Source organism: Streptomyces sp. NPDC096339 (assembly GCF_044762985.1).
GTDB lineage: Bacteria > Actinomycetota > Actinomycetes > Streptomycetales > Streptomycetaceae > Streptomyces.
Genome location: NZ_JBIWFI010000008.1, coordinates 151,849 through 176,405, shown reverse-complemented (window position 1 = coordinate 176,405; position 24,557 = coordinate 151,849). Strand labels below are relative to the sequence as shown.

The window sequence follows — 24,557 nt, the reverse complement described above, 5'->3', positions numbered from 1 at the left end:
GGCCCGACGACGGACGCCGCGGGCCGCACTTCCATACCGTGAATTCTATCGAGCGATGCATTCGAGTGCCCTTGTGAATGGCTCCAGGGGTCCCGGTGTGGAGGAGGTCGGGACCCCTGGAGCAGTGCTTCGCCGGGCGTGCCGGCCGGATGTGGAGGTTGGGGGGTTGAAGGGGGTTGAAGGGGGGTGTCGGGGGATGTCGGGGGGTGTCAGCCTTCGCCCCCGTCGCCGCCGCGGCCGCCGAAGCCGCTGGTCTCGCAGCCGACGCCGACGCAGAGGCCGCCGTCGCCGCCCCAGCCGCCCTTGCCGCCGTCGCCCCCGGCGGGCGCGGCCCCGCCGTTGCCGCCGTTGCCCCCGTTGACGCTGCCGCTGCACACACCTACGCAGACCCCGCCCTTGCCGCCGTTCGTACCGTTGGCACCGATCCCGCCGGTGGTGCCGTTGCCGCCGTTGCCGCTGCCGTTGCAGAGCCCGGCGCAGACCCCGCCGTTGTGGCCACTGGTGCCGTTCACCGTGCCGTTGCAGGTACCCGCGCACACCTTGTCGCCGACGCGGACGCTGCCGTTGCCCACCTTGACCCCGCCGAGGGCCGCGGCGCCGGTGCCGAGTCGGCTCCCGCCGCTCCGGCCGTCTCCGCTGCCGTGCGAGGAGCCGTGGTACCCGACGACGGCGGTGGAGGTCGGCGCCGCCGTGGCGGCCGGCACCATCGCTCCTGCGCCCATGAGGGTCGCCGAGACGACGAGACCGAGACGGAACTTCCAGGTGCGCACACGCATGACGTTCTCCCTTTCCAGAGATTGAATTCCTTGGCGCGGTTCCGCTCGTCCGCTTTCCGCGCCGATTTCCGAATGGGGGCCGGATCGGGTCCGGGTCACAGGCAGAAGGGGAGTCCGCCCGCCATCAGGGAGCACCAGTCGCCTGCGAGGTAGTCCTTCTTCCAGTCGTCGAGCTGCTCCTGCGAGATCTTGTACTTCTTGGCGATCTTCTCCTTCATCTCGTCCGAGTCGTCGGTCACCAGGAGCATCACGATCCGCACCTTGTCGACCGCGTTCAGCTCCGACTTCGACTTGTCGGGCAGGTCCTCGAACCGGAAGCAGCCCACGCCGCCGGGCTTGCCGGGCTCACCCGGCTGACCGGGCTGACCGCCCCTGCCGCCTTCTCCGCCCTTGCCGCCTTCGCCGCCCGCTCCGCCCAGAACACAGTGGGAGGGAGTGGAGCCGACGGCCGCGGTGGTGTGGGACTGCGACGCTTGCGCGGCGCACGCCGTACCGGTGACCAGAGCCAGGGAGGCCGCCGCCAGGATGAGCGGGCGCTGCCAGGGACTCGTGAACATGGGGGTTCTCCTATTCCGTGAATACGGATGTCGTTCGATGTGGGGGGTGAGGGGGTGGAGGCCCCAGGGCCTCCACCCCCGTGGATCAGGTACCGCCTTGGTCGGGTGCGGGGTCAGAAGATGCTGCCGCCACCGGCCCCACCGGCTCCGCCGAGGCCGCCGAAGATGCCGCCGAAGCCGCCCTTGCCGCCCTTGCCGCCGTTGCCGCCCTGGAGGACGCCGAAGCCACCCTTGCCGCCGTTGCCGCCGTCGCCGCCCTTGATGAGGCCGCTGCCGCCGCCACCGCCGTTACCGGCGTTGCCGCCGAAGATGCCGGTACCACCGTCACCGCCGTTGCCGCCCTTGCCGCCGATCACGCCGTCGCCGCCGCCACCGCCGCCACCGCCGCCACCGCCGGCGAGGAGCCCGTCGCCGCCCTTGCCGCCGTTGCCACCGGCGCCGCCGACGCCGAGGACGCTGCCGCCACCGGAGCCACCGGAGCCACCACCGCCACCGACGAGGCCGCCGCCGCCGGCACCGCCATCCCCTCCGGCGCCTCCGCCGTTCGGGAGGGCGGTTACCGAGTGGGCCGGCATCGGGGCCGCCGACGCCATGGAGGCCGGAAGGAGGATCGCTCCCGAAGCCATCGCGGCCGAAGCGACCAGTGTCGCGAGCCGGAATCCCTTGCGGTGGGGACGGACAACGCTGTTGGTGCGAATCTTGCGGTTCATGACTTTCTCCTACTTATTCGGATGCGGTGACCCATTTCGTTTCCGGGTTTCTGTTCCGGTGAGGCCCGCACCACAAGTAAGCCGCGATCGGCACATCCGGGTCATGTTCCGGAAAGTCGGGACTTGACACACCCGGAGACACCGGGTAAAAACCCGGCCCGCGCGGCCCCGGGCGGCCGGTACGGTGCCGTTATGGATCTTTCCTCAGCAATTCCGACCGACGAGAATCCGACCCTGCGGGGGGCCGTGAAGGCCGCCGCGCGCCGGCAACTGGTGAAGGTGGGGGCCGGGGGGCTGTCCCCGGAGGGCGTGGCCCAGGACCTCGGCCTCGGCACGGCCGAGGTGGAAGCCCTCTTCCCGCACCGGGACGACCTGCTGACCGCACTGGTCATCGACGCCTACGACGCCTCCGGCGCCGCGATGGAGCAGGCCGACCTCGCCGCCGGAAAGGCCGGAGCCTCTGCGGGTGCGCGACTCCTCGCGGTCACGCGCGCCCTGCGGCAGTGGTCCTTCGACAACCCCGGCGAGTTCACGCTGATATACGGCTCGCCCGTGCCGGACTACCACGCCCCGCAGGACACGGTCCCGTCGGCCTCGCGCACCCCGGCGGTGCTGGCCGGGATCGTACGGTCGGCACTCGAGGGTGGTGAACTGGTCCCGCCCCGGCGGGCGGTGCCCGGTCCGCCGCTGCTCCTGCCGGCGGCCGTGGAGCTGTTCGGCGGCGTGCCCGAGGCTCCGTTCTCGGACATCATCGAGCGCGGCATCGTCCTGTGGAGCAATCTCATCGGGCTCCTGGTCTTCCAGGTGTTCAGCCGCACCCACGACAGCGTCCGGGACGAGGCCGCCTTCTTCGACTACGCCGTCGCCGTGGCGGCCGAGAGCATCGGGCTCACGGTGTCCCCGGGCGAGGACTCCGTCTCCGGCTGATCCGGGGCCCGGCAGGACGGTGTGGTTCCGGTAGGGACCGTACCGTCCCGCGTCGGCCAACTCGCCTGATTCCCGGGCAAGTTCACATGTGTCTGACCTATGTTCGAGGGCGCCGATCCGATTCGCCCCTGGAGGTCAGATTGCAGTTCCGACGACGCCCGACCCGTCCCCCTCTCATACGCCGCTCCCACCTGCTGGTGGCCGCGGGCCTCGGGTCGCTCCTGATCGGGATGACGCCCTGGCTCGGGGTCGCGAGCCAGGCGCCGGCCGCCCGTAAGCCGCCGCCGGGCGCCGCGGCCCTCGACCAGCAGGGGGCGAAGCAGTCACCGCACCACGGCATAGCGCCGGCGAACGCGATGGAACCCTCGGCTCCCGTCCTCGACCGGACCGGCTGGACGGCCACCGCGAGCGACGAGGAGACCACCGGCGAGAACGGCCGCGCGGCGAACGTGCTGGACGGCGACGCCGCGACGATCTGGCACAGCAAGTGGACCGGCACCCCGGCCCCGCTCCCGCACACCATCACCATCGACATGCACCGCACGGCGGTGGTGTCCGCACTCGTCTACCGCCCCCGCGCCAACGGGGCCAACGGGCGGGTCGGCGAGTACGGAATCAGCGTCAGCGCGGACGGCCAGAACTGGGGCAGCCCGGTCGCCACCGGCACCCTCGCGGACGACGCCACCACCAAGACCCTCGGGTTCGCGCCGCAAGGCGCCCGGTTCGTCCGGCTCACCGCCGTCACCGAGGCCGGCGGCCGCGGCCCCTGGACCTCCGCCGCCGAACTCAACCTGCTGGGAGACCCGGGAACCCCCGCCGCCACCGTCGACCTGGCACGCACCGGCTGGACGGCCACCGCGAGCGACGAGGAGACCGCGAGCGAGAACGGCCGCGCGGCGAACGTGCTCGACGGCGACGCCGCGACCCTCTGGCACAGCAAGTGGAGCGGCACCCCGACCCCGCTCCCGCACACCATCACCATCGACATGCACCGCACGCAGACGGTCTCGGCCCTCAGCTACCAGCCGCGCCGCGACGGGCCCAACGGCAGGGCGGGCGCGTACTCCATCACCACCAGCACCGACGGCACTTCCTTCGGCACGCCGGTGGCCGCGGGTACCTGGCGGGACGACGACACCGTCAAGACCGCCACTTTCACCCGCGCCGAGAACGCCCGCTTCGTACGCCTGACGGTGACCAGCGAGGCCGGTGCCCGCGGCCCGTGGACCTCGGCCGCCGAGATCCGCCTGAGCGGACCTGCGAGCGCCGCCGTCCACGGCTCCTGGGACCGGATCACCGGCTTCCCGCTGGTGCCGGTCGCCACCGCCGTCCTGCCGGGTGACAAGCTGCTGGCCTGGTCGGCGTACGCGACGGACCGTTTCGGCGGCAGCAACGGCTACACCCAGACGGCGATCCTCGACCTGAAGACCGGCAAGGTCACCCAGCGCCGGATCGACAACACCGGGCACGACATGTTCTGCCCTGGCATAGCCATGCTCGCCGACGGCCGGGTCCTCGTCACCGGGGGCAGCAACGCGGACAAGGCGAGCATCTACGACCCGGCCACCGACGCCTGGTCCGCCACCACCAACATGAACATCGCCCGCGGCTACCAGGCCATGACGCTGATCTCCACCGGTGAGGCCTTCGTCCTCGGCGGCTCCTGGAGCGGGACCGCGAACACCGACAAGGCCGGCGAGGTCTGGTCGCCCACCACGGGCACCTGGCGAAAGCTCCCGGGCGTTCCCGCCTCCCCGGCGCTGACGGCCGACCCGGCCGGCCCCTACCGCGCCGACAACCACATGTGGCTGCACGCCACTTCGGGCGGCAAGGTGCTGCAGCTCGGGCCGAGCAAGCAGATGAACTGGATCTCGACGACCGGCACGGGCGGCATCACGGCCGCCGGCCCCCGCGCCGACAGCCAGGACGCGATGACCGGCAACGCCGTCGCCTACGACATCGGCAAGCTGCTCACGCTGGGCGGCTCGCCCGCCTACCAGGACGTCCCCGCCACCCGCCGCGCGTACACGGTGGACATCTCGGGCGGCCAGGTCCAGGCCTCCCGTACGGGCGACATGGAGAACGCCCGCGCCTTCAGCAACAGCGTCGTCCTCCCGGACGGCAAGGTGGCCGTCTTCGGCGGGCAGGCCTACCCGGTGCCGTTCAGCGACGCGACCTCCGTGCTGACCCCCGAACTGTGGGACCCGGCGACGGGCGTCTTCACCCCGCTGGCCACCATGGCCGTCCCGCGCAACTACCACAGCGTGGCGAACCTGCTGCCGGACGGGCGGATCTTCTCGGGCGGCGGCGGCCTGTGCGGTGACTGCGCGACCAACCACGCCGACGGAGCCGTGTTCACTCCGCCGTACCTGCTGAACGCGGGCGGTTCGCCCAAGCCCCGTCCCGTCATCACCGGCGGGGTGCCCGCGCGCGTCGCGCCCGGCGCGACGCTCACCGTCGCCGCCCAGGGCCCGGTGGCGTCCTTCGTGCTGATGCGGGCCGCGGCGGCGACCCACTCCACCGACAACGACCAGCGCCGGGTCCCGCTGCAGTCCACGGCCACCGGATCCGGCTCGTACTCGGTGGCCATCCCGTCCGACACGGGCGTGGTACTGCCGGGGAACTACATGCTGTTCGCCCTGGACGCGCAGGGGGTGCCGAGCATCGCCAAGTTCCTGACCGTCTCCGCGCCGTAGGCGGGAGAAGTCGTCAGCGGCCGCCCCGCCCCGGGGTCCCGCCCTTGACCCCCGTGGTGTCCGCCGCGCCGGTGGGCGCCGCGGCGGCCGGGGCGGCCGTGCTGTCCGCGATCCGGTCCAGGTCCGCCAGCAGCGACGCCAGCCAGGCGTCCGCCGCGTAGTAGCCGGTCGGCGCCCCTGCCGTGACGGTCCCCGCCGCGCCGTCCGCGTACGGCGCGGCGGGGGCCTGCCGGGAGTCCTCGATCGGGTCCAGTACCGCGGACAGCATCAGCATCCGCCCCGCCACCCGGTCCCCGAGCCTGGTCAGCGCGGCGGCCGCCGCCGGCTCCAGCGGCGGTACGCCCTCGTCCGCCGGGCCCCGGCCCGGCGCGGGCGGCGCCAGCACCCGGCCGGCGCCCCACAGCGTGTGGTGGCCGGCCAGCAGCACCGCCTGCCAGTCGACGAGCAGCCGCCCCTGCGCGGACCCCGGCTCGCTCTGGAGCTGGGCGAACGCCGACTCCGCCAGGACGAGCGAGTGCCGCAGCGACTTGTGCTCCGGCGGCACGTCCACGTCCCGTACCCCTTCGGCCGTGAGCGCCGCGGCCGTGGTGACCACGGCCTCGGCCGCGGACCGCAGCAGCGCGGCGCCCGCGCGCCGCACCTCCCGCCGTGCGCCGCGCGGCCAGGCCAGCAGCCCGAAGACGGCGCCGATCGCGCTGCCGATCAGCACGTCCAGCACCCGTACCTCGGCGAGCCGCCAGGTGGCGGGAGCCAGCTGGGCGAAGACCAGGGCGACCGTCATGGTGAACAGCGCCTGGGACCAGCCGATGCCCTTGACCGGGCCCACCGTGAACGTGAACAGCATGATCGGGAGCAGGACGATCGCGTACACCGTGGTGTGGGTCCCGACCAGGGAGAGCACCCCGGCCGTGCACAGGGCCCCGATCAGGGTTCCGGCCAGGGCCTGCCGGATGCTGCTGCGCGTGGCCTCCATGGTGGTGCGGGTCAGCGTCAGCGTCGCGAGCATCGCCCAGAAGCCGTGCGGCAGCGTGTCCAGGCCGGCCACGGCCCGGGCGGCCGCCAGCGCCAGGCTGGTCCGTACCGCGTTCTGGAAGAAGACCGACCGGCTCCCCGCGTTGCCCATCAACCGCACCCACCACAGCCGCGGCGCCCGCATCCGCGCGTACCAGAACCGGCCGGAGGGCACGTCGGGCGCGGCCTCCCGCCCCCGTACGGCCAGCGCCGCGGCCGCCGCCAGCACCAGGGCCGCGTCGGCCACCTCCAGCAGGTCCGCCCTGCGGCGCAGCGCGGCCGGGCCGGCCCCGCCGGTCGGGGCGGCCGCGAGCGCCGCGCGCTCCCGGCCCGGGCCGGAAGGCTTCGGCTCCACCGGTCCGGGCGCACCGCGCAGCAGTGCGGCGGTGTCGGCCGCGGACCGTCCGACCGCGTTCAGCAGGGCGAGCGCGGCCTCGCGATCCGGATCCGCCTCCGGGCCGGGCGGCGGGCCGGGCAGCCGTCCCAGCCGGTTCAGCAGGGTGCGGGCCGCCAGCCCGGTGTGGCCCAGGCCGCGTGAGCGGACCCCGGCCCCGGCCGGGCGTTCCGCCTCCGGGACGTTCGAGGGCCGCAGCGCCTCGCCCGCGGCCCTGGCCGCGGCTGCGGTCGCCGGGGACAGCGCGTACGGAGCCCGGGCCAGCTCCCCGGCGCAGCGCTCGGCGGTGATCGCGGCGCGGGCGGCCAGCTCCCGGTAGGGCAGGGTCGGCGGTTCGGGCAGTACGAAGGCCTCGGCGAGCACCAGCAGCAGGAGCCCGGTGGTGGTGCCGATGAGCCGCTCCCCCAGGGTGTCCGGGGCGTACGGCGGGAAGGACGGCAGGATGTACAGCAGCTGGAGCCCCGGCGCGGCGCCCGCCGGGCGCGGACCGCCCACGGCGACGAAGGCCAGCGCGAAGCCGATGACCAGCATCCCGGCCACGGCGGTCCAGGTCCGTACGGCCAGGAAGGTGCCCACGACCACCAGCAGCCAGGCCGCCGGGATCAGCCGCAGCACCATGCCGGCCCGCTGCCGTCCGGTCCCGGGGATGCGGGACAGTCCGGCCAGCGACACCGCCGAGAACAGCGCGTAGGTGGCCGCGACCGTGGACCCGAAGCCGTAGAGGAACAGGAAGAACCCGGCCCCCGCCGCGAGGGTGACCCGCAGTGATCGGCGGGCCGCGCCCGCGTAGGCGGCGGCACCGTTCGTACCCATGCCACCAGCATCGGGCACGCGCCCGGGCCCGGCACTTCCGCCCGGTGCGGAAAACACCTGGCGCGGCGGGCCGGGAAGCCATAGCCTTCCGCACGATGATCACTGACTCGGCTATCCGATCGGAGGTCCCGTACGCGCAAGGTGAGTGCTGATGTCCACTCACATCGCGAACGGGTCTTCCCACCTGTCCATGTGGCTGCGCGTGCGCGAGTTCGCCGTGCCGCCCTCCATGATCGAGACCGCGACGGCCCGCCGCCGCTCCGGGGACTGGGCCGGAGCGTGCTCGGCCGCCCGCTTCGACCTCGATCTCGACCTGCGGTCCGTGGCGCGTGTCCACGGCCGTGAACCAACCGCCCGGATCCGGGCCGATCTGCGCCGGCTGGCGCCCGATCTGCTGCGCTGGCACATGCCGAGGGTGGCTCCGCACGGGCTGCTGCGGCCCGGGCTGACGGTCTCACTGGCCCGGTACGAGGTCCCCGGGCGGGACGGCGACCAGCCGGTGCACCTCGTGGCCCGGACGGCGCCCGCCTGGGCCGACGCCGGCCAGCGGATCAGCCTCGCGCTGTGGGACGGATCCCGCGCTTCCCGGTCCGACGAGGCCGCCCGCCGGCACCCGCACGCCCGGCCGAACCGGCGGTTCCGCCTCGATCTGCACCGGCACCTGTGGGACGCGGACCGGGCCGACGAACTGCGGGCCCGCTCCGGGGCCGACCTGCCGCCCGGCGACGGCCCGCGGCGCGCCGCCGACCGGTGGGCGGCCGAGGCGGCGCTGCTCCTCCACGCCGAGGGGCGGGCCGACGGCGCCGTCACCGTACGGCTCGCGGCCCGCGAGCGGCTCCTCCTGGAACTGGTCACCGGGGCCGGGGGCCAGGGGCCGCCCGTGCCGCGGGTTTGGCAGGCTCCCCCGCACCGGGGGCTCTCCGCGCTGCCGGTCCTTCCCGATGCGGCCACCTGGGAGCTGCCCGATCTGGAACTGCTCCGCGCCGGCCTGATCGGGGCCGACGCGCTGCATCCGCTGGTCGCGGCGGCACTGGTACCGGATCACGTGCCGTCCGGGTCGTCCCGGACGGCGGACGTGGCAGGAGCTCCGCACCACGTGGAGTGCCGGGGAGCCCGGCACCGGATCGGCCTGGTCGACGGGGTGCTCTCCGCGCTCGACCACGGCCCGGACGAGCTCCGCCGCGAGGAACTGCTCGTGGCGCTCACCGGCACCCCGCTCCCCTGCCTGCGGGCGATCGACACGGCCCACCGCGAGCCCCACTGCCTCACCGGCGTCCGCGAACGCCTGCGCCACGGGGACGTCGCCGGCGGGCTGGCCGTCGTCGAGGGCCTGCTGGGCCCCGGCGCGGTGCTGCGCTCGGGCGCCCTCAAGGACGAGCTGGCGGCGGCCGCGCGGCGCCGGATCACGTACGGACTGTTCCGGGCCGGCCTGTACGGACCGGGACGCGACCGGATCCGCCCCGCCGAGCCCCGGCCCGTCACCCACCGCTCTCACCCGCGCCACACCACGGGCCGCTGAGCCGCGCGCTCCGCCGCCCCTTCCGCTCGCCACGAACCCAAAGGTGATCTCCCATGCCCACGCACGCCCCACTCGCCCCCGCTTCCCGGATCGACGTCGCCGGCGAGCTGCTCGCCCTCCTGCGCGACACCACGACCGAACCGCGCCCCGACCCGCAGCTGGAGGCCCTGACCTTGGCCGTCGCCGCCGACCTGCCCGTACTGCTGTGGGGAGAGCCGGGGATCGGCAAGACCGCGGCCCTGAACCAGCTCGCCGAATCCCTGGACCTTCCGCTGACCACCGTCATCGCGAGCGTGCACGAGCCGTCGGACTTCTCCGGGCTGCCGGTGATCGGCGAGGACCCCGCGGTGCACGGCGTCCCGATGGCCCCGCCGGACTGGGCCGTGCGCCTGGTCCGGGCCGGGCGCGGGCTGCTGTTCCTGGACGAGCTGTCCACCGCTCCACCCGCCGTGCAGGCCGCGCTGCTGCGCCTGGTACTGGAACGGCGGATCGGCGCCCTGCGGCTGCCGGCCGGGGTGCGGATCGTGGCGGCCGCCAATCCGCGCTCCTCGGCCGCCGACGGCTGGGAGCTCAGCCCGCCGCTGGCGAACCGGTTCGTCCACCTCCAGTGGGTCCACGACCACGAGGTGGTCGTACGCGGTCTCGGCGGCACCTGGCCCCGGGCGACGCTGCCGCGCCTCGACCCGGGGCGGTTGGCGGAGGCGGTGGACTTCGCCCGCCGCGCGGTGTGCGGGCTGCTGGCCGCGCGCCCCACTCTCGTGCACCGGCTGCCCGAGGGCGAGGCGCGCCGGGGCGGCCCGTGGCCCTCGCCCCGCAGCTGGGACATGACCCTGTCCCTGATCGCCTTCGCGACGGCGGCGGGATCCTCGCGGGACGTGCTGTCCCTCCTGGTCAGGGGCACGGTGGGGGACGGCCCGGGGCTGGAGCTGCTGGCGAGCCTGGACCGGATGGACCTGCCCGACCCCGAGGTGCTGCTCGCCGACCCGGCCGGCGCCGTGCTGCCCGAGCGGGGGGACCTGCGCCAGGCCGCGCTCGACGGGGTGGTGGCCGCGGTCAACCGGCGCCCGGAGAAGTCCCGCTGGGACGCGGCCTGGGAGCTCATGGTGCGGGCCCTGGACACGGGGGCGCCGGACCTGGTCGTCGTACCCGCCTCCACGCTCGCCGCGCTGCGCCGGGAGGACTGGGACGTACCGGCCTCGATCGAGCGGCTCGCCGGCGCCGTCGACCTGTCCCGGCGGGCGGACGACGCGGCGGCCCGGGTCGCGGCCAAGGCCGTGGCCGCCTCGAACGGGGCCCGATGAGGAGCGGGGCGCCGGGGGCGCTCGACCTGGACAAGTTGTTCGCGGCCCGGCTGCACGCCGTACGGGCCCGGCCGTATCTGGCGACGGCACTGTTCGCCCTGCACGCGGTGGAGTCCCGGCGGGTGCCGACGATGGCGGTCGACCGGCACTGGCGGTGCTACGTCTCGCCCGCCTTCGTGGACCGGACCCCGGTGGAGGAACTGGCCGGGGTGTGGGTGCACGAGGTGTCGCACCTGCTGCGCGACCACCACGGGCGCGGGGACCGGGTCGCGCGCGAGCGGGGACTGACGGGGCCGGGCGACCGGCTGCGGATGAACATCGCGGCGGACTTCGAGATCAACGACGACGTGTTCGGCGACGGGCTGGCCATGCCCGAGGGTGCCGTCCTCCCGTCCCGGCTGCGGCTTCCGACGGGCCTGCTCATGGAGCAGTACCTGTACGAGTTCCAGGTCGGGCCGCACTTGCAGGAGCTGGCCTGGCTGGACTGCGGCAGCGGCGCCGACGGGCTGGAACGGGACTGGGAGCTCGGACCGGACGGCGCGCACGGCCTGAGCGCCCAGGAACAGGACGCGGTCCGCTTCCGGGTGGCCGAGGGGATCAAGGGCCGCCCCGGGGACGCGCCGAAGGGGTGGAAGCGGTGGGCGGAGGAGGCCTTCCACCCGACCCAGCCGTGGCGGGAACTGCTCGGAGCGGCGCTCCGCTCGGCCGCGTCCGGGGCCGGTGCGGGCGACGACTACACGTACGGCCGGCCGGCGAGGCGCGCGGCCGGGGTGCCGGGCGTCGTGCTGCCGGCCCTGCGGCGCACACCGCCCCGGGTCTGCGTGGTCATCGACACCTCCGCCTCGGTCAGCGACGCCGAGCTGGGCAGCGCGCTCCACGAGGTCGCCGCGATCACCCGCGCCGTGGGCGGCCGCCGCGACCTGGTCACCGTGCTGTCCTGCGACGCGTCGGCGCAGGCCGCGCACCGGCTGTGCCGCGCCGAGGGGATCTCCCTGGTGGGCGGCGGGGGCACGGACCTGCGCACCGGATTCGCCGCGGCCCTGCGGTCGCGCCCCGCCCCGGACGTCGTCGTGGTCCTCACCGACGGCCAGACCCCCTGGCCGGGCACGCGACCGCCGTGCCGCACGGTGGTCGGCCTGTTCCCGCGCCGGTCGGCCCGCTCGTACGACGAGGACGACCCCGACTACGTCCCGGACACCCCGCCCGCCTGGGCCCGCGTGGTCGAGATCGGCTGACGCCCGACAGACCCTAGGAGCAGGCCGGGCACAGCCCGCGGTAGGTGACGTCGGCGCCGGAGACCTCGAAGCCGAACCGCGCCTCGGCCGGGAGGACGGCCAGCGGGTCGCCGGTCGGGTGGACGTCGCGGATGAGTCCGCAGCCGGAGCAGACCAGGTGCTGGTGGGGGCTGTGCGCGTTGGGGTCGTACCGCTTGGCGCGGCCGTCGGTGGAGACCTCCACCACCTCGCCCAGGGAGACCAGCTCGCCCAGCGCGTTGTAGACGGTCGCCCGGGAGATCTCGGGCAGCAGCCGCGCCGCGCGGGCGTGGACCTCGTCCGCCGTGAGGTGGACGTGGTCCCCGTCGAGGACCTCTGCCACGACACGCCGCTGGGAGGTCAGTCGCCAGCCACGCTCGCGCAGCCGTTCCAGCAGGTCACTCATATCGCTCCACCTTTCAGGCCCGGCGTCATTCCCGAAGGTTCACCCGACTGGGATCCGGGATCCGATTGGATATGGCTTTGGCGCGCTTCTTGACTTGGACTCTGTCCATCGTAGGATCGGTTCCGTTGATAACCAAGTGACTAGAAGACTCCAGTACGGCTCGAGACCAAGCCGTGACGGACATGCACGGACCGCTCCACCGCATGTAGTTCCTCTCAGCTCCATGACCCCCCGGGTCCGGAAGGATTCCCATGTCTGAGAACAACGACGCCCACGCCGTAGACGCGAACGCGGAGGCCGGCGGCTGCCCCGTCGCGCACGGGCGAGCCTCGCACCCCACCCAGGGCGGCGGTAACCGCCAGTGGTGGCCGGAGCGGCTCAACCTGAAGATCCTCGCGAAGAACCCCGCCGTGGCCAACCCGCTCGGCGAGGAGTTCGACTACGCCGAGGCGTTCGCCGCCCTGGACCTCCAGGCGATAAAGCAGGACATCGCCGAGGTGCTCACGAACTCGCAGGACTGGTGGCCGGCCGACTTCGGCAACTACGGCCCGCTCATGATCCGTATGGCCTGGCACAGCGCCGGCACGTACCGCATCAGCGACGGCCGCGGCGGCGCGGGCGCGGGTCAGCAGCGCTTCGCCCCCCTGAACTCCTGGCCGGACAACGGCAACCTGGACAAGGCCCGCCGTCTGCTGTGGCCCGTCAAGAAGAAGTACGGCCAGTCCATCTCCTGGGCCGACCTCATGATCCTCACCGGCAACGTCGCCCTGGAGACGATGGGCTTCAAGACCTTCGGCTTCGCCGGTGGCCGTGCCGACGTCTGGGAAGCCGACGAGGACGTCTACTGGGGTCCCGAGACCACCTGGCTCGGCGACGAGCGCTACACGGGCGACCGTGAGCTGGAGAGCCCGCTCGGCGCGGTCCAGATGGGTCTCATCTACGTGAACCCCGAGGGCCCCAACGGCAACCCGGACCCGATCGCCGCCGCCCGCGACATCCGCGAGACCTTCCGCCGGATGGCGATGAACGACGAGGAGACCGTCGCCCTCATCGCCGGTGGCCACACCTTCGGCAAGGCCCACGGTGCGGGCCCGGCGGACAACGTCGGCGCCGACCCCGAGGGCGCCCCGCTGGAGGCCCAGGGCTTCGGCTGGTCGAGCACGTACGGCTCCGGCAAGGGTGCCGACTCGATCACCAGTGGTCTCGAGGTCACCTGGACCACCACGCCCGCCAAGTGGGGCCACGACTTCTTCAAGCACCTCTTCGAGTACGAGTACGAGCTCACGCAGAGCCCGGCCGGCGCGAACCAGTGGGTGGCGAAGGACGCCGAGGCGATCATCCCGGACGCCTTCGACGCGGAGAAGAAGCACCTCCCGACGATGCTCACCACCGACCTTTCGCTGCGCTTCGACCCGGTCTACGAGCAGATCTCCCGCCGCTTCTACGAGAACCCGGACCAGTTCGCGGACGCCTTCGCCCGCGCCTGGTACAAGCTGACCCACCGCGACCTGGGCCCGGTCGTCCGCTACCTCGGCTCCGAGGTCCCGGCCGAGACCCTGCTGTGGCAGGACCCGCTGCCGGCGCGTGACGGCGAGCTGATCGACGCCGCGGACATCGCCTCCCTCAAGGAGCAGATCCTCGGCTCGGACCTCACGGTCTCCCAGCTGGTCTCCGCCGCCTGGGCCGCCGCCTCCTCCTTCCGCGGCAGCGACAAGCGAGGCGGCGCCAACGGCGGTCGCATCCGCCTGGAGCCGCAGCGCAACTGGGAGGTCAACAACCCGGACGACCTCGCGCAGGTGCTCCGCACCCTCGAGGGCATCCAGGCCTCCTTCAACTCCGGCGCCAAGAAGGTCTCGCTGGCCGACCTCGTCGTGCTCGCGGGCTCCGCGGCCGTCGAGAAGGCCGCCGAGGACGGTGGCTTCGCGGTCGAGGTGCCGTTCACCCCGGGCCGTGTCGACGCGGCGCAGGAGCAGACGGACGTCGAGTCCTTCGCCGCTCTGGAGCCGTCCTCCGACGGGTTCCGCAACTACGTCGGCAAGGGCAACCGCCTGCCGGCCGAGTACCTGCTGGTCGACAAGGCGAACCTGCTGACCGTCTCCGCTCCCGAGATGACGGTCCTCGTCGGTGGTCTGCGCGTCCTGGGCGCCAACCACGCCGGTTCGAAGCACGGCGTCTTCACGGACCGTCCGGGCACCCTGACCAACGACTACTTCGCCAACCTGCTCGACATGGGCACGACCTGGAAGTCGACGTCGTCGGCCCAGGACGAGTACGAGGGCCGTGACGCCTCGGGCGCGGTCAAGTGGACCGGCACCCGTGCCGACCTCGTCTTCGGCTCGAACTCCGAGCTGCGCGCGCTCGCCGAGGTCTACGCGAGCGATGACGCGAAGGAGAAGTTCGTGAAGGACTTCGTCGCGGCGTGGGTCAAGGTCATGGAGCTCGACCGCTTCGACCTGGTCTGATCGCCCGCGTCCGGGCCGGCCCCCACGGGCCGGCCCGGACGTGTTCGCGGAGGGGCACGCCCGCGGTCTTGTGCGGGACGGAGGCCTTCCGCATACTCCCCGGAGCGCTTGTCAGGAACACGCCAATCCTGACGGGCCTCACAGGGCCCACCACCCATCGGGCCCCGACTCTCCGAGGAGGAGACCAGTGAGGAAACCGCGCACCTCGTCCCCCGTCACCCCCACCGCCCGGCGCACCGCGATCGCGGCCGCCGCGGCCGGCCTGCTGGCAGCGACGGTGCTCACCGTACCCACCGCGCAGGCGGCCGCCCCCAGGTCCTTCGGCGCGGCCGAACTCGCCGCGGTCGACCGGGCGGTGCTCTCTGCGGACGTCGGCGGCACCGCGTGGTACACGGACGCCGCGAGCGGGCGGATCGTGGTCACGGCCGACAGCACCGTCTCCGAGGCCGGCCTCGCGAAGATCAGGAAGGCCGCGGGAGCGAACGCCGGGGCACTGCGCGTCGAGCGCACCCCCGGGACGTTCACCCGCCTCCTCGGTCCGGGTGACGCCGTCTACGGCGGCGGATACCGCTGTTCGGTCGCCTTCAACGCCGTCAGCGGCGGCACCCGCTACTTCCTGACCGCCGGCCACTGCGGCAACGTCGTCAAGACCTGGTACACCAACTCCGCCCAGAGCACGCTGATCGGCCCCACCGTGGGATCCAGCTTCCCCGGCAACGACTACGCGCTCGTCCGCTACGACAACGCCTCCATCAGCGCCCCCGGCGGCTTCATCGCCGCCGACGCCTACGTGGGCGAGCCGGTCAAGCGCAGCGGATCGACCACGGGCACCAAGAGCGGTACGGTCACCGCCCTCGACGCGACCGTCCACTACAGCGGTGGCGGGACGGTCCGCGGCATGATCCAGACCAACGTGTGCGCGGAGCCCGGCGACTCGGGCGGCGCGCTCTACGACGGCACGAAGGCGCTCGGCATCACCTCCGGCGGCAGCGGGAACTGCTCCGTCGGCGGCACCACCTTCTACCAACCGGTCCCCGAGGCCCTCGCCAAGTACAAGGTCTCCCTGTCCTGACCCGCGCGCCGTGCGGGGCCGTCGGTCCTCGGCGGCCCCGCCGAGGACCGACGGGCCGAGGACCGACGGCCGGCCCTAACCCGCCTGGTGCACTTCCAGGGCGGTCCGTACCGCCGACTCCAGGGCGCCTTCGATCCACGCCGGCTTGACGGAGGTGTGGCAGCCGGCGAAGTGCAGGGGGCCCTCGGCCGCGCGGACGTGGGGGAAGAGCTCGGTGTGCTGGCCGGGCAGCAGGACCGACGCCTCGCCGTACGCGTACGGGTCGCGCATCCAGGACTGGGTGCGGCCGACTCCCGTGTAGAACACCTCGATCCGCTGCCCGAACACCTCCTGGACCCCGGCGAGCGCGCGCGGGTAGCGCTCCTCGTCGTCCAGGGAGTCCCACTTCAGCGCGTCGTCGGACCAGCTGTACGAGGCGAGGACGACCCCGCCGGGGCTGCCTTCGACGGGGTGGGAGGGCTGGAACACGAAGCGGTTCGGATTGTCGGTCGCCGAGCCGCCGCCGATGACTCCGGCCGCCTCGGGCTGGTCGCGGGTGACCACGCGGCAGGCGGCGTAGTGGGCGCGCTGGACTTCCGAGATGTGCCCCCGGGGTACGGAGGGGTGTGCGCCGAGCAGGCCGCCGTCCGCCGGGGTCTTCGCGATCTGGTAGCCGCGGTAGAGCCCGGGCTTCACCGCCTCCAGTTCGCGCTTCCAGTCCGCCTCGTCGAACTCCCACCAGCGGCGGCTGAATTCCAGCAGCACCTTGGTGGCGGCGTCGTAGTGCAGTTCCGTGACCGCGCGCCGCTTGCCGTACGAGAGCGCGGGCGTGACCGGGATGTGGCGCAGCCCTGAGAAGGGGACGGTGACGATCGCGGTGTCGCCGGTGAAGGTCTCGCGCCGCACGGTGCCGTCGCGGCCCTCGGAGACGGTGTCGATGCTCACCTTGCCGTCGCCGTGCGTGATCCGGGTGGCGCGCCGGTCGAGCCGTACCAGGTCCTTGACGCGGGCGTAGAGGGCGTCGGCCAGTGTGGCGGTGCCGCCGGGCAGTTCGAAGAAGGCGGTGTCGGGGCTGATCAGGGAGGCCCCGATGAAGCTGTGGATGAAGGCGAGGTGGAGACGGGAGGTGAGGTTCTCCACGGTGCCGATGAGGTCGACGGTCCGTTCGTCGAGCTTCGCCTCCTCGGTGAGGTAGCGGTACATCGACATGTGGCCGTAGCGCTGGACGATCCGCGCCCAGCCCTCGACGAGCTCCTTGTCCTTCTTGCCCTCGATCTCCTCGCGCACGGGGGCGAAGGCGCCCCGGACGATCTGAGCGGCGGGCACGGACTCGTGGGCCGCCGGAACCCCGAAGGAGCGGTTGACGGCCTTCGGGTCGCGGGCATAGTCGGCCCGCCGTACCCGGATGCCGTTCACGTGGATCCACGTCCGGTGCGCGGGGCGGCCGGCCCCGTCGACGTCGACGAGGTGGAAGCGCCGGCGCTTCAGGCCCAGGCCGTCGATCAGCCCGGTGACCAGCGGGTGGCTGTCGGGGATGCGCATGGCCCCGGCCTCCGCGTACTGCTTGGGGTCCGCGAAGGGTGCCTGCGCCTTCTCGTGGCCGCCCGCGCGGAAGGTCTTGATCCGGCCGCCCACCCGGTTCGCGTTGGCTTCGATGACGGTGACCCGGTGTCCGGCCTCGCGCAGCAGGTGGGCGGCGGTGAGCCCGGCGGGCCCGGCGCCGACGATCAGCACCTTCCTGCCGGGGCGGCCGGCGGCGCCGCGCTGCTTGGGCAGGCCGTTCTTCAGCAGGACGTCGGCGTAGTGCGGTACGAGCGGCCGGTCGTTCTCGTCCCGTACGAGGATGGCCCGCGCGATGGTGAGGCAGGTGTCCCAGTCGGGCCGGGCGGAACCCGTCGGCACCTGCGGGGTCTCGGCGGAGGCGGCGGCGACGGTCAGCGTGGCGGCGCCCGCGACGGCGGCGGCGCCCGCGACGGCGGCGGCGCCCGCGATGACGGTGCGGCGGGAGGGCCTGCGGGAGGGCTCCGGGGCGGGCTCGGCGGAGGGTTCGGGGGTGGGGAGCGGGTCCGTGATCATGGACCCACTCTTGCGGCCCCCCGGAAGCCCCGGAGACCGAAAGAGCCCCCGGCGGCGAACAACCACCCGGACGTGCGGTCCGGTCAACTCAGCGCTGACGTACGGGATTTCGTACGGCCGGCCCCTTTCCGCGGGGGCCGGCCGTACGGGGCTACTGGCGCGAGCCGATGACGTCCGCCGGGCGGCCGGACAGCGCCAGCCGGCCCGGGATCAGCGTGGCCAGTGCGGTCAGCGCCGCCGCGAAGCCGAGGACGCCCAGGTACATCCACGGGTCGACGGACGGGGACGCGGAGCCCGTCATTCCGATGCTGAAGGCGGTGAGCACCGCGAAGGCGATGCCGGTGCCGAGCACCGCGGCGATCAGGACCACCTGGGCGGCCTCGATGCGGAGCATGCGCATCACCTGACGGCGGGTGGTGCCGACGAGCTGGAGCAGGGCGAACTCACGGGTGCGGTCGGAGACGGACATGGTCAGGGTGTTGACCACGGCGATCGCGGTGAAGGCGATGATCAGCCCCATGGCCACGTAGTTGACCTCGGCGTTGGACTGCTGGACCTCGGCCTGGAGGTCCGCCACCTGGTCGCGGTCCAGGACGCCGACGCCGGGCAGGCCTCCCAGCGCCTTCTGCAGTTCCGCGCGTCCGGCGGCGCCGCCGGCGGCGGTCTTGACCAGCAGGGAGGCGGCCAGGGGGTTGTCAACGTGCTGGGATACCAGGGCGTGGGACATGGTGAGGTCTCCGAAGCCCAGGCCCCGCTCGTAGACGGCGGCCACCTCCAGCTCGGTCTCCGTGCCGTCGCCGAGGGTCAGTTTCAGGGTGTCCCCCGGCTTCTTCCCCAGGTTGTCGGCCGCGACCTCGCTGAGCGCGACGCTCTTCGGGCCGAAGCCGTCCAGGCTGCCGCCGGTGACGCCCGGGTCCCAGGTGCGGGTCAGGCCCTCGGTGGACACGCCCTGTGCCGGGTACTTCTCCAGGCCCACGCGCACGGAGGTCCGTACGACTTCGGTCACCGCGCTCACTCCGGAAACGCGGCGCAGTCGTTCGGCGGCCTCGCCGGGCACGCCGGGTCCGGCCGAACCCACGACCCAGTCGGCCTTGTTGCCCGCCTGGGCCTGCGCGGTGGCGGCCGCACCCATCGTGGTCTGCACGAAGAACACCGTGCAGGCCATCCCGATCAGCAGGGCCAGCGGGGTGACCGCGGCCGCCACGCGCTTGGTGTTGGCGCGGGCGTTGGCCGTGGCCAGGTGCCCGGCGACCCGGGAGGCGCGCAGCGGGACTCCGAGGGCCCCGACCGCGATCCGGGCGATCAGCGGCCCCAGCAGGGAGACCGCCACCGAGAGGACCACGACCGACAGGAAGGTCACCGGGGTGGACGCGGGCTCGCTGCGCAGCGCCCCGAGGACGGCGAGCAGTACGACCCCGCCGACCAGGAACGCGGCCCCGGCACCGAGCCGGCCCCAGGCGAGGTTCCGCTGTTCCATGGCGGCCTCGGACAGGGCCTCGGCGGGCCGGATGCGGGCGGCGCGCCGGGCGGAGATCCTCGCGGCGGCCCAGGCTCCGAGCAGGGCCGCGCCGATGGCGGCGAAGAACGGGAAGACGCTGAAGGTGACTTCGAGGGTCTCGGGAATGGCCTTGAAGCCGACGAAACGGGCGTGGAGCCAGTACGCGATGGGCAGTCCGGCGATCGAGCCGAGCACTCCGGCGAAGAGGCCGACGATCAGCGCCTCGCGGCCGATGAGCTGCCGGATCTGCCGGGGGGTCGCCGCGATGGCGCGCAGCAGGGCCAGTTCGCGGTAGCGCTGCTGGATGGAGAGGGCGAAGGTGCCGACGACGACGAGGATGGCGACGAGCAGCGAGGTGCCGCCGATGGCGCCGCCCATGGACACCAGCTTGATCCGGGCCTTCGCGGCGTCGAGGAATTCCACCGGGCCGCGCTCTCCTCCGGTGACCACCTGGGCGGTGGTGCCGGCCAGGGCCTTCTTCACCTGCGCGGCGAGCTCGGCGGTGGTGACGCCGGGCTTGGGCAGGACGCCGACGGCCGTGATGCGGCCGTTGTGGCCGGAGAGCCGTTCGGCTTCGCCGTCGGAGAAGAACAGCGAGGTCTGCTGCTCGAGGTCGCCGCCCGCGGGCGCCGCGATGCCGGTGACCCGGTAGGTGCGCGGGGATCCGGTGGCCTGGACGGTCAGTTCGGCGCCGGGCTTGAGGCCGGCCCGCCGGGCGAGTTCGCGGTCGACGACGACCTCGTCCGGGCCGGCCGGGGCCGCGCCGTCGGCCAGGGTGAAGGGGGTCAGGGGCGCGGAGGTCCACGCGTGCCCGTACGAGGGCTTGCCGTCGACGCCCGGGACGATCTGCCCCTTGGCCGTGACCGCGTACGCCGGGAAGGTGGTCTCGGGCAGCGCGGCCCGGACCCCGGGCAGCGAGCCGAGGGTGTTCGCGGTGTCGGCGGGCAGCCAGACCCGCTCGCCGAGCGGCTTGGCCTTCTCCTTGGTCTTGCTCTTCCCGTCTCCCTTGTCCTTCACGGTGACCTGGTGGACGTTCTGGTCGGCGCCGACGATCACCGGGGCACCCGCGTAGCGCTCGGTGCCGATGGTGCCGCGCAGTCCGGTCTCCAGGAGGATGCCGCAGGCCGTGACGAGCGCCGCGGCACAGAAGAGGGCGAGGAAGGCGCCGATGAAGCCGCCCTTGCGGGCGCGCAGTGTCTGCAGGGCGTAGCGCAGCATCAGGCCCACGCTCCCAGGTGCGTCATCCGGTCGGCGACGCGGTCGGCGGTCGGGGACTGCATCCGGTCGGCGATCCGGCCGTCGGCGAGGAAGAGGACGGTGTCGGCGTAGGAGGCGGCCACCGGGTCGTGGGTGACCATGACCACGGTCTGGCCGGTCTCGTCCACGCAGGACCGCAGCAGGGAGAGGATCTCCTTCGCGGTGACGGTGTCGAGGGCGCCGGTGGGCTCGTCGCCGAAGATGACGTCGGGGTGGGTGATCAACGCGCGGGCGATCGCCACCCGCTGCTGCTGGCCGCCGGACAGCTCGGCGGGCCGGTGGGTGGCCCGGCCGGCGAGGCCGACGCGGGCGAGGATCTCCTCCAGCCAGGCGGGGTCGAGGCGTTCGCCCGCGAGGCGCAGCGGGAGTTCGACGTTCTCCCGTACGGACAGCGAGGGGATCAGGTTGAAGGCCTGGAAGACGAAGCCGATGCGCCCCCGGCGCAGTTCCGTCAGCTGGGTCTCGTTCATCCCGTTCAGCTCGGTGTCACCGATGTACGAGCGGCCGCTGGAGGGCTTGTCGAGGCCTGCGGCGCAGTGCAGGAAGGTCGACTTGCCGGAACCGGAGGGCCCCATGACGGCGGTGAACGAGCCCCGGTCGATCCCGACGGAGACGCCGTCCAGCGCGCGCACGCCTCGCCCGGCCTTGCCGTACTCCTTCACGACCTCGTCCAGGCGCAGCGCAACTGTAGGTGACATCGAAGACTCCACAACTCGGCAGGTTTCTTGACTGCGTCGACGTTATGGATCGGTCATATCGGCGGCTTATCGAGCGGTTAAGCGCTGCCGTCGAGCGCCGCGCTCACCTTGTCCTCCCAGGGCGGCGAACCGATGTGCCGGAAGATCGCGAGCGCGGCGGTCAGGTGCTGTCGCCCCTCCTCCTCGCGGCCGCTCGCGCGGCAGGTTTCGCCGAGCGCGTGCAGGATCTGGGCCTCGACCATGGGGCTCTGCGTGCGGCGGGCGACGTCCAGCGCTTCGCGGAAGGTCCGCTCGGCCGCTTCTGTCGAGCCCGCCAGGAGCCGGGTCTCCGCGAGACCCAGCAGCGTGTAGGCGACGCCGAGCAGATCGGACCGGTCCCTGACGATCTCCAGGGCTCGGATGAACTCGATCTCCGCCGTCTCCAGTTGACCCAGCACGAGATGGGCGCTCCCCAGCCGGTGCCTGGCCTGCGCCAGACTGCGCCGGTCCACGCCCATGGCCTCGCATACGCGTACGGATTCCCGGCACAGCTCCAGCGCGGCCTCCGGTTGCCCCGTGTCCAGAGCACACTGCCCCATGTTCTGGAGCGTGTACGCCTCCGATGAACGGTCGCCCACCGCCCGGAACACCGGGAGGATCTCCCGAAGCCGCTCCCATGCCCGGTCCGGGTCTCCACGGAGCCTGTCGATCATGGACAGTCCGCTCATGACCAGTGCCCGCCCGTGGACTTCCCCCACCTCGGTGTACAGAGCGAGGGCCCTCTCGTACCGTTCGGTCGCCTCTGCGACCCTGCGCAGGCGCAGCTCCAGCGCGCCCAGCTCGTGCTCCATGACGGCCTGGCCCCGGACGTTGCCCGCGACGCGTGTCGCTTCGAGGGCGTACTCACTGCACCGGCGCCAGTCCTCCAGGTAGTTGCGGTATCCGAAGAGCGGCTCCATGTGCGCGACCAGCTCCCAGACCAGCTCGTCCATGCCCATCCGGGCCGACTGCTCCACGACGGCGTTCAGCGCGAGCCGTTCGACTTCGAACCACTCCAGCGGGGCCGCGATCAGCTCCTCCAGCAAGGCGGGTTCGATCGCACGGCGAGGGGCGTGGCCGGGCACCTTGCCGTAGGGTCCGCCGTACTCACTCTGGTAGGCCTGGTCCGCGATGGTCAGGAAGGTGCGGAAGACCCGGTCGCAGGCGGCCCGCCGGTCCGCCTCCGGCTCCTCCTCCCGGACCCGTTCGCCCGCGTACAACCGCATCAGGTCGTGGAAGCGGTAGCGCAGCTGCCCGGTGGTGTCGACGCCGACGACCTGGAGGAACTGGGTGTCCACGAGGTGCTCCATGAGCCGTTCCGCGTCCAGTACCCCGCTGTCCAGCAGCGCTGCCCCCACCCACACGGTGAAGTCGGGTACGGAGAGCAGCCCGAGGAGGCGGTAGAGCCGGGCGGCGTCGTTCGGCAGGTAGCGGTAGCTCAGCTCGAAGCTCGCCCGTACCTGGGACTCCCCCTGGCTGAGCTCGTCCAGGCGGCGACGCTCGTCAGTGAGCCGGGTGACCAGGTGGCGGACCGACCAGTGCGGCTTGGACGCGAGGCGGGCAGCGGCGATGCGCAGGGCGAGGGGCAGCCGGTCGCAGAGCTCGGCCAGCCGTGTCGCTTCCCCGGGTGCCCCGGCGATGCGGGCCTCACCGACGATGCGCCCGATGAGTTCGACCGACCGGTCCTCGGGGAGCAGGCCGAGGTGGACCCGGGCCGATTGCGGCCAGGTGACGAACTGCTCCAACTGGTCCCGGCTCGTGACCAGGACGGTGCAGCCGGCGCTGCCCGGCAGCAGCGGCCGTATCTGTGCGAACGTCCGGACGTTGTCGAGCACCAGGAGCACCTGGCGGTCGGCCAGCACGCTGCGGTAGAGCGCGATGCGGTCCTCCAACCCGTCGGGGACGACGTCGCCCTCCACTCCGAGGGAGCGCAGGAAGCGGCTGAGGATGTCTCCGGCGGTGGTCGGTGCCTGTTGCTCGTCGTAGCCACGCAGGTCGGCGAAGAGCCGCCCGTCCGGGAAGTGTTCGGCGACCCGGTGGGCCCAGCGGACGGCGAGGCCGGTCTTGCCGACTCCGGCGACGCCGGTGATCAGGCCGGTCGTCGGGGCGTGCCGGTCCTCGCCCGCGTCGTCGATCAGGCCGTCGAGGGAGGCGAGTTCCTCGGCGCGTCCGGCGAACCCGGGTACGTCCGGAGGAAGTTCGGAAGGCACGATCTGGCCCCGCGCTCTCGGGGGCTGCGGGCCGGCGGCCGTTTCGGCGGCGGGCCGGCGCGCCCCGGCGGGTCCGGCCGCGCCGTCACCGGGCCGGTGCGCCGCGGGCGCGCTCAGCGCCGGGTCGTCCCTGAGGATCGCCTCGTGCAGCTCGACCAGTTCGGGCCCGGGAGCCATGCCGAGTTCGTCGATGAACCGGCGCCGCGCCTCCCGGAAGCTCTCCATCGCCTCGGCCCGGCGCCCGGAGCGGTACTGGGCGAGGATGAGGTGGTAGCGGGCCCGTTCGCGCAGCGGGTGTTCGCGCACCATCGCGGCCAGTTCGGGCAACAGCAGCTGGTGCTGCCCGAGTTCGAGCCGTACTCCGGTCATCGCCTCGTGGGCGTTGATGCGTATCTCTTCCCAGCGGGCCGCCTCGTCCTCGACGAGCCGCCCCGCGACCCCCGCGAGTGCGGGACCGCGCCACAGCCCGAGCGCCGCGGCGTAGGAACGCGCGGCATCGGCCGGTCTGCGCTCGCGCGTCGCGGCTTCCGCCTCGGCGACCAGATCGGTGAAGGCGAGGCTGTCGAGCGCATGCCCTTCGACGCGCAGCACGTACCCGGGGTGTGCGGTGGCGATGACCTCCTCGTCCACCCCCTCGCCCTTGAGCGCCTTGCGCAGGGCCGCGATGACGATGGCGATCTGGGTCCGGGCGGTGGCGGGCGGGCTGTCGTGCCACACCGTGTCCACCAGGGTGTCGACCGGCACGATCCGGCCGGCGTTCAGCAGCAGCACGCCGAGGACCGTCCGCTGCCGGGCCCCCCCGAGTGCGACCGCGCGCCCACCCACGGTGACCGTGAGCGGGCCCAGAATTCTGAAATCGAGCTGCTCGCCCACTGGTTCTCCCCCGTTGTCGGCCGCGCCAACCGACAAGATCACCCTACCTGT

The 24,557-nt window shown here is 73.2% G+C and carries 16 protein-coding genes; 7 read left to right on the top strand and 9 right to left on the bottom strand.

Annotated elements, in window-relative coordinates; translation table 11 throughout:
* Positions 1–209: 209 nt before the first annotated feature.
* From ACIQ5Y_RS14315 to ACIQ5Y_RS14305, 3 genes are all read right to left on the bottom strand, one after another.
* Positions 210–776 carry a hypothetical protein gene (locus ACIQ5Y_RS14315; protein ID WP_403879536.1) on the bottom strand — a complete coding sequence of 189 codons (567 nt, stop codon included), beginning with the start codon at positions 774–776 and terminating at the stop codon, positions 210–212.
* A gap of 95 nt (positions 777–871) precedes the next feature.
* Positions 872–1,333 carry a hypothetical protein gene (locus ACIQ5Y_RS14310; protein WP_403879534.1) on the bottom strand — a complete coding sequence of 154 codons (462 nt, stop codon included), beginning with the start codon at positions 1,331–1,333 and terminating at the stop codon, positions 872–874.
* A gap of 113 nt (positions 1,334–1,446) precedes the next feature.
* Positions 1,447–2,043: a hypothetical protein gene (locus ACIQ5Y_RS14305; RefSeq protein ID WP_403879532.1), complete on the bottom strand. Its 597-nt coding sequence runs from the start codon at positions 2,041–2,043 to the stop codon at positions 1,447–1,449.
* Positions 2,044–2,235: 192 nt separating this feature from the next.
* Between ACIQ5Y_RS14305 and ACIQ5Y_RS14300 the strand changes: the two genes are divergently transcribed.
* Positions 2,236–2,970, top strand: coding sequence for a TetR-like C-terminal domain-containing protein (locus tag ACIQ5Y_RS14300; protein WP_403879530.1), 735 nt, complete (start codon positions 2,236–2,238; stop codon positions 2,968–2,970).
* 140 nt (positions 2,971–3,110) lie between these two features.
* On the top strand, positions 3,111–5,666 hold the full coding sequence (locus ACIQ5Y_RS14295) for a discoidin domain-containing protein (RefSeq protein ID WP_403879528.1): 2,556 nt from the start codon (positions 3,111–3,113) through the stop codon (positions 5,664–5,666).
* A gap of 13 nt (positions 5,667–5,679) precedes the next feature.
* Here ACIQ5Y_RS14295 and ACIQ5Y_RS14290 read toward each other — a convergent pair whose 3' ends face one another.
* A complete protein-coding gene (locus ACIQ5Y_RS14290) occupies positions 5,680–7,884 on the bottom strand; it encodes an FUSC family protein (protein ID WP_403879526.1) in 2,205 nt (734 codons plus the stop codon).
* 151 nt (positions 7,885–8,035) lie between these two features.
* Here ACIQ5Y_RS14290 and ACIQ5Y_RS14285 point away from each other — a divergent pair, with 151 nt between their 5' ends.
* The 3 genes from ACIQ5Y_RS14285 to ACIQ5Y_RS14275 are packed head-to-tail and all read left to right on the top strand — an operon-like array spanning position 8,036 to position 11,939.
* Complete coding sequence (locus ACIQ5Y_RS14285) at positions 8,036–9,403, top strand: hypothetical protein (RefSeq protein WP_403879524.1); 1,368 nt, start codon at positions 8,036–8,038, stop codon at positions 9,401–9,403.
* 53 nt (positions 9,404–9,456) lie between these two features.
* Entirely contained in the window at positions 9,457–10,704 is a 1,248-nt protein-coding gene (locus ACIQ5Y_RS14280) for an AAA family ATPase (protein ID WP_403879522.1), read from the top strand.
* Entirely contained in the window at positions 10,701–11,939 is a 1,239-nt protein-coding gene (locus ACIQ5Y_RS14275; RefSeq protein WP_403879520.1) for a VWA-like domain-containing protein, read from the top strand. Before ACIQ5Y_RS14280 ends, ACIQ5Y_RS14275 begins: the two co-directional genes overlap by 4 nt.
* A gap of 13 nt (positions 11,940–11,952) precedes the next feature.
* Here ACIQ5Y_RS14275 and ACIQ5Y_RS14270 read toward each other — a convergent pair whose 3' ends face one another.
* Complete coding sequence (locus ACIQ5Y_RS14270) at positions 11,953–12,363, bottom strand: Fur family transcriptional regulator (protein ID WP_403879518.1); 411 nt, start codon at positions 12,361–12,363, stop codon at positions 11,953–11,955.
* 251 nt (positions 12,364–12,614) lie between these two features.
* Between ACIQ5Y_RS14270 and katG the strand changes: the two genes are divergently transcribed.
* Both katG and ACIQ5Y_RS14260 read left to right on the top strand, forming a co-directional pair.
* The gene (gene katG / locus ACIQ5Y_RS14265) at positions 12,615–14,825 is read left to right on the top strand and encodes a catalase/peroxidase HPI (protein ID WP_403879516.1); all 2,211 of its coding nucleotides are present in this window, start codon (positions 12,615–12,617) and stop codon (positions 14,823–14,825) included.
* 187 nt (positions 14,826–15,012) lie between these two features.
* Positions 15,013–15,897, top strand: a complete 885-nt coding sequence (locus ACIQ5Y_RS14260; RefSeq protein ID WP_403879514.1) for a S1 family peptidase — start codon at positions 15,013–15,015, stop codon at positions 15,895–15,897.
* Between the two features lie 75 nt (positions 15,898–15,972).
* Here ACIQ5Y_RS14260 and ACIQ5Y_RS14255 read toward each other — a convergent pair whose 3' ends face one another.
* From ACIQ5Y_RS14255 to ACIQ5Y_RS14240, 4 genes are all read right to left on the bottom strand, one after another.
* Positions 15,973–17,952, bottom strand: a complete 1,980-nt coding sequence (locus ACIQ5Y_RS14255) for an FAD-dependent oxidoreductase (protein WP_403879512.1) — start codon at positions 17,950–17,952, stop codon at positions 15,973–15,975.
* Positions 17,953–18,103: 151 nt separating this feature from the next.
* A complete protein-coding gene (locus ACIQ5Y_RS14250) occupies positions 18,104–20,668 on the bottom strand; it encodes an FtsX-like permease family protein (RefSeq protein ID WP_403879510.1) in 2,565 nt (854 codons plus the stop codon).
* The gene (locus tag ACIQ5Y_RS14245; protein WP_403879508.1) at positions 20,668–21,405 is read right to left on the bottom strand and encodes an ABC transporter ATP-binding protein; all 738 of its coding nucleotides are present in this window, start codon (positions 21,403–21,405) and stop codon (positions 20,668–20,670) included. The genes ACIQ5Y_RS14250 and ACIQ5Y_RS14245 overlap by 1 nt, the downstream gene beginning before the upstream one ends.
* A gap of 77 nt (positions 21,406–21,482) precedes the next feature.
* Positions 21,483–24,506, bottom strand: a complete 3,024-nt coding sequence (locus ACIQ5Y_RS14240) for a BTAD domain-containing putative transcriptional regulator (RefSeq protein WP_403879506.1) — start codon at positions 24,504–24,506, stop codon at positions 21,483–21,485.
* Between the last annotated feature and the right edge of the window lie 51 nt (positions 24,507–24,557).

What these genes read in the sequence shown, in the direction of transcription:
- ACIQ5Y_RS14315 (WP_403879536.1), bottom strand. Translation starts at nt 776, where the DNA reads ATGCGTGTGCGCACCTGGAAGTTCCGTCTCGGTCTCGTCGTCTCGGCG.
- ACIQ5Y_RS14310 (WP_403879534.1), bottom strand. Translation starts at nt 1,333, where the DNA reads ATGTTCACGAGTCCCTGGCAGCGCCCGCTCATCCTGGCGGCGGCCTCC.
- ACIQ5Y_RS14305 (WP_403879532.1), bottom strand. Translation starts at nt 2,043, where the DNA reads ATGAACCGCAAGATTCGCACCAACAGCGTTGTCCGTCCCCACCGCAAG.
- ACIQ5Y_RS14300 (WP_403879530.1), top strand. Translation starts at nt 2,236, where the DNA reads ATGGATCTTTCCTCAGCAATTCCGACCGACGAGAATCCGACCCTGCGG.
- ACIQ5Y_RS14290 (WP_403879526.1), bottom strand. Translation starts at nt 7,884, where the DNA reads ATGGGTACGAACGGTGCCGCCGCCTACGCGGGCGCGGCCCGCCGATCA.
- ACIQ5Y_RS14285 (WP_403879524.1), top strand. Translation starts at nt 8,036, where the DNA reads ATGTCCACTCACATCGCGAACGGGTCTTCCCACCTGTCCATGTGGCTG.
- ACIQ5Y_RS14280 (WP_403879522.1), top strand. Translation starts at nt 9,457, where the DNA reads ATGCCCACGCACGCCCCACTCGCCCCCGCTTCCCGGATCGACGTCGCC.
- ACIQ5Y_RS14275 (WP_403879520.1), top strand. Translation starts at nt 10,701, where the DNA reads ATGAGGAGCGGGGCGCCGGGGGCGCTCGACCTGGACAAGTTGTTCGCG.
- ACIQ5Y_RS14270 (WP_403879518.1), bottom strand. Translation starts at nt 12,363, where the DNA reads ATGAGTGACCTGCTGGAACGGCTGCGCGAGCGTGGCTGGCGACTGACC.
- katG (WP_403879516.1), top strand. Translation starts at nt 12,615, where the DNA reads ATGTCTGAGAACAACGACGCCCACGCCGTAGACGCGAACGCGGAGGCC.
- ACIQ5Y_RS14255 (WP_403879512.1), bottom strand. Translation starts at nt 17,952, where the DNA reads ATGATCACGGACCCGCTCCCCACCCCCGAACCCTCCGCCGAGCCCGCC.
- ACIQ5Y_RS14250 (WP_403879510.1), bottom strand. Translation starts at nt 20,668, where the DNA reads ATGCTGCGCTACGCCCTGCAGACACTGCGCGCCCGCAAGGGCGGCTTC.
- ACIQ5Y_RS14245 (WP_403879508.1), bottom strand. Translation starts at nt 21,405, where the DNA reads ATGTCACCTACAGTTGCGCTGCGCCTGGACGAGGTCGTGAAGGAGTAC.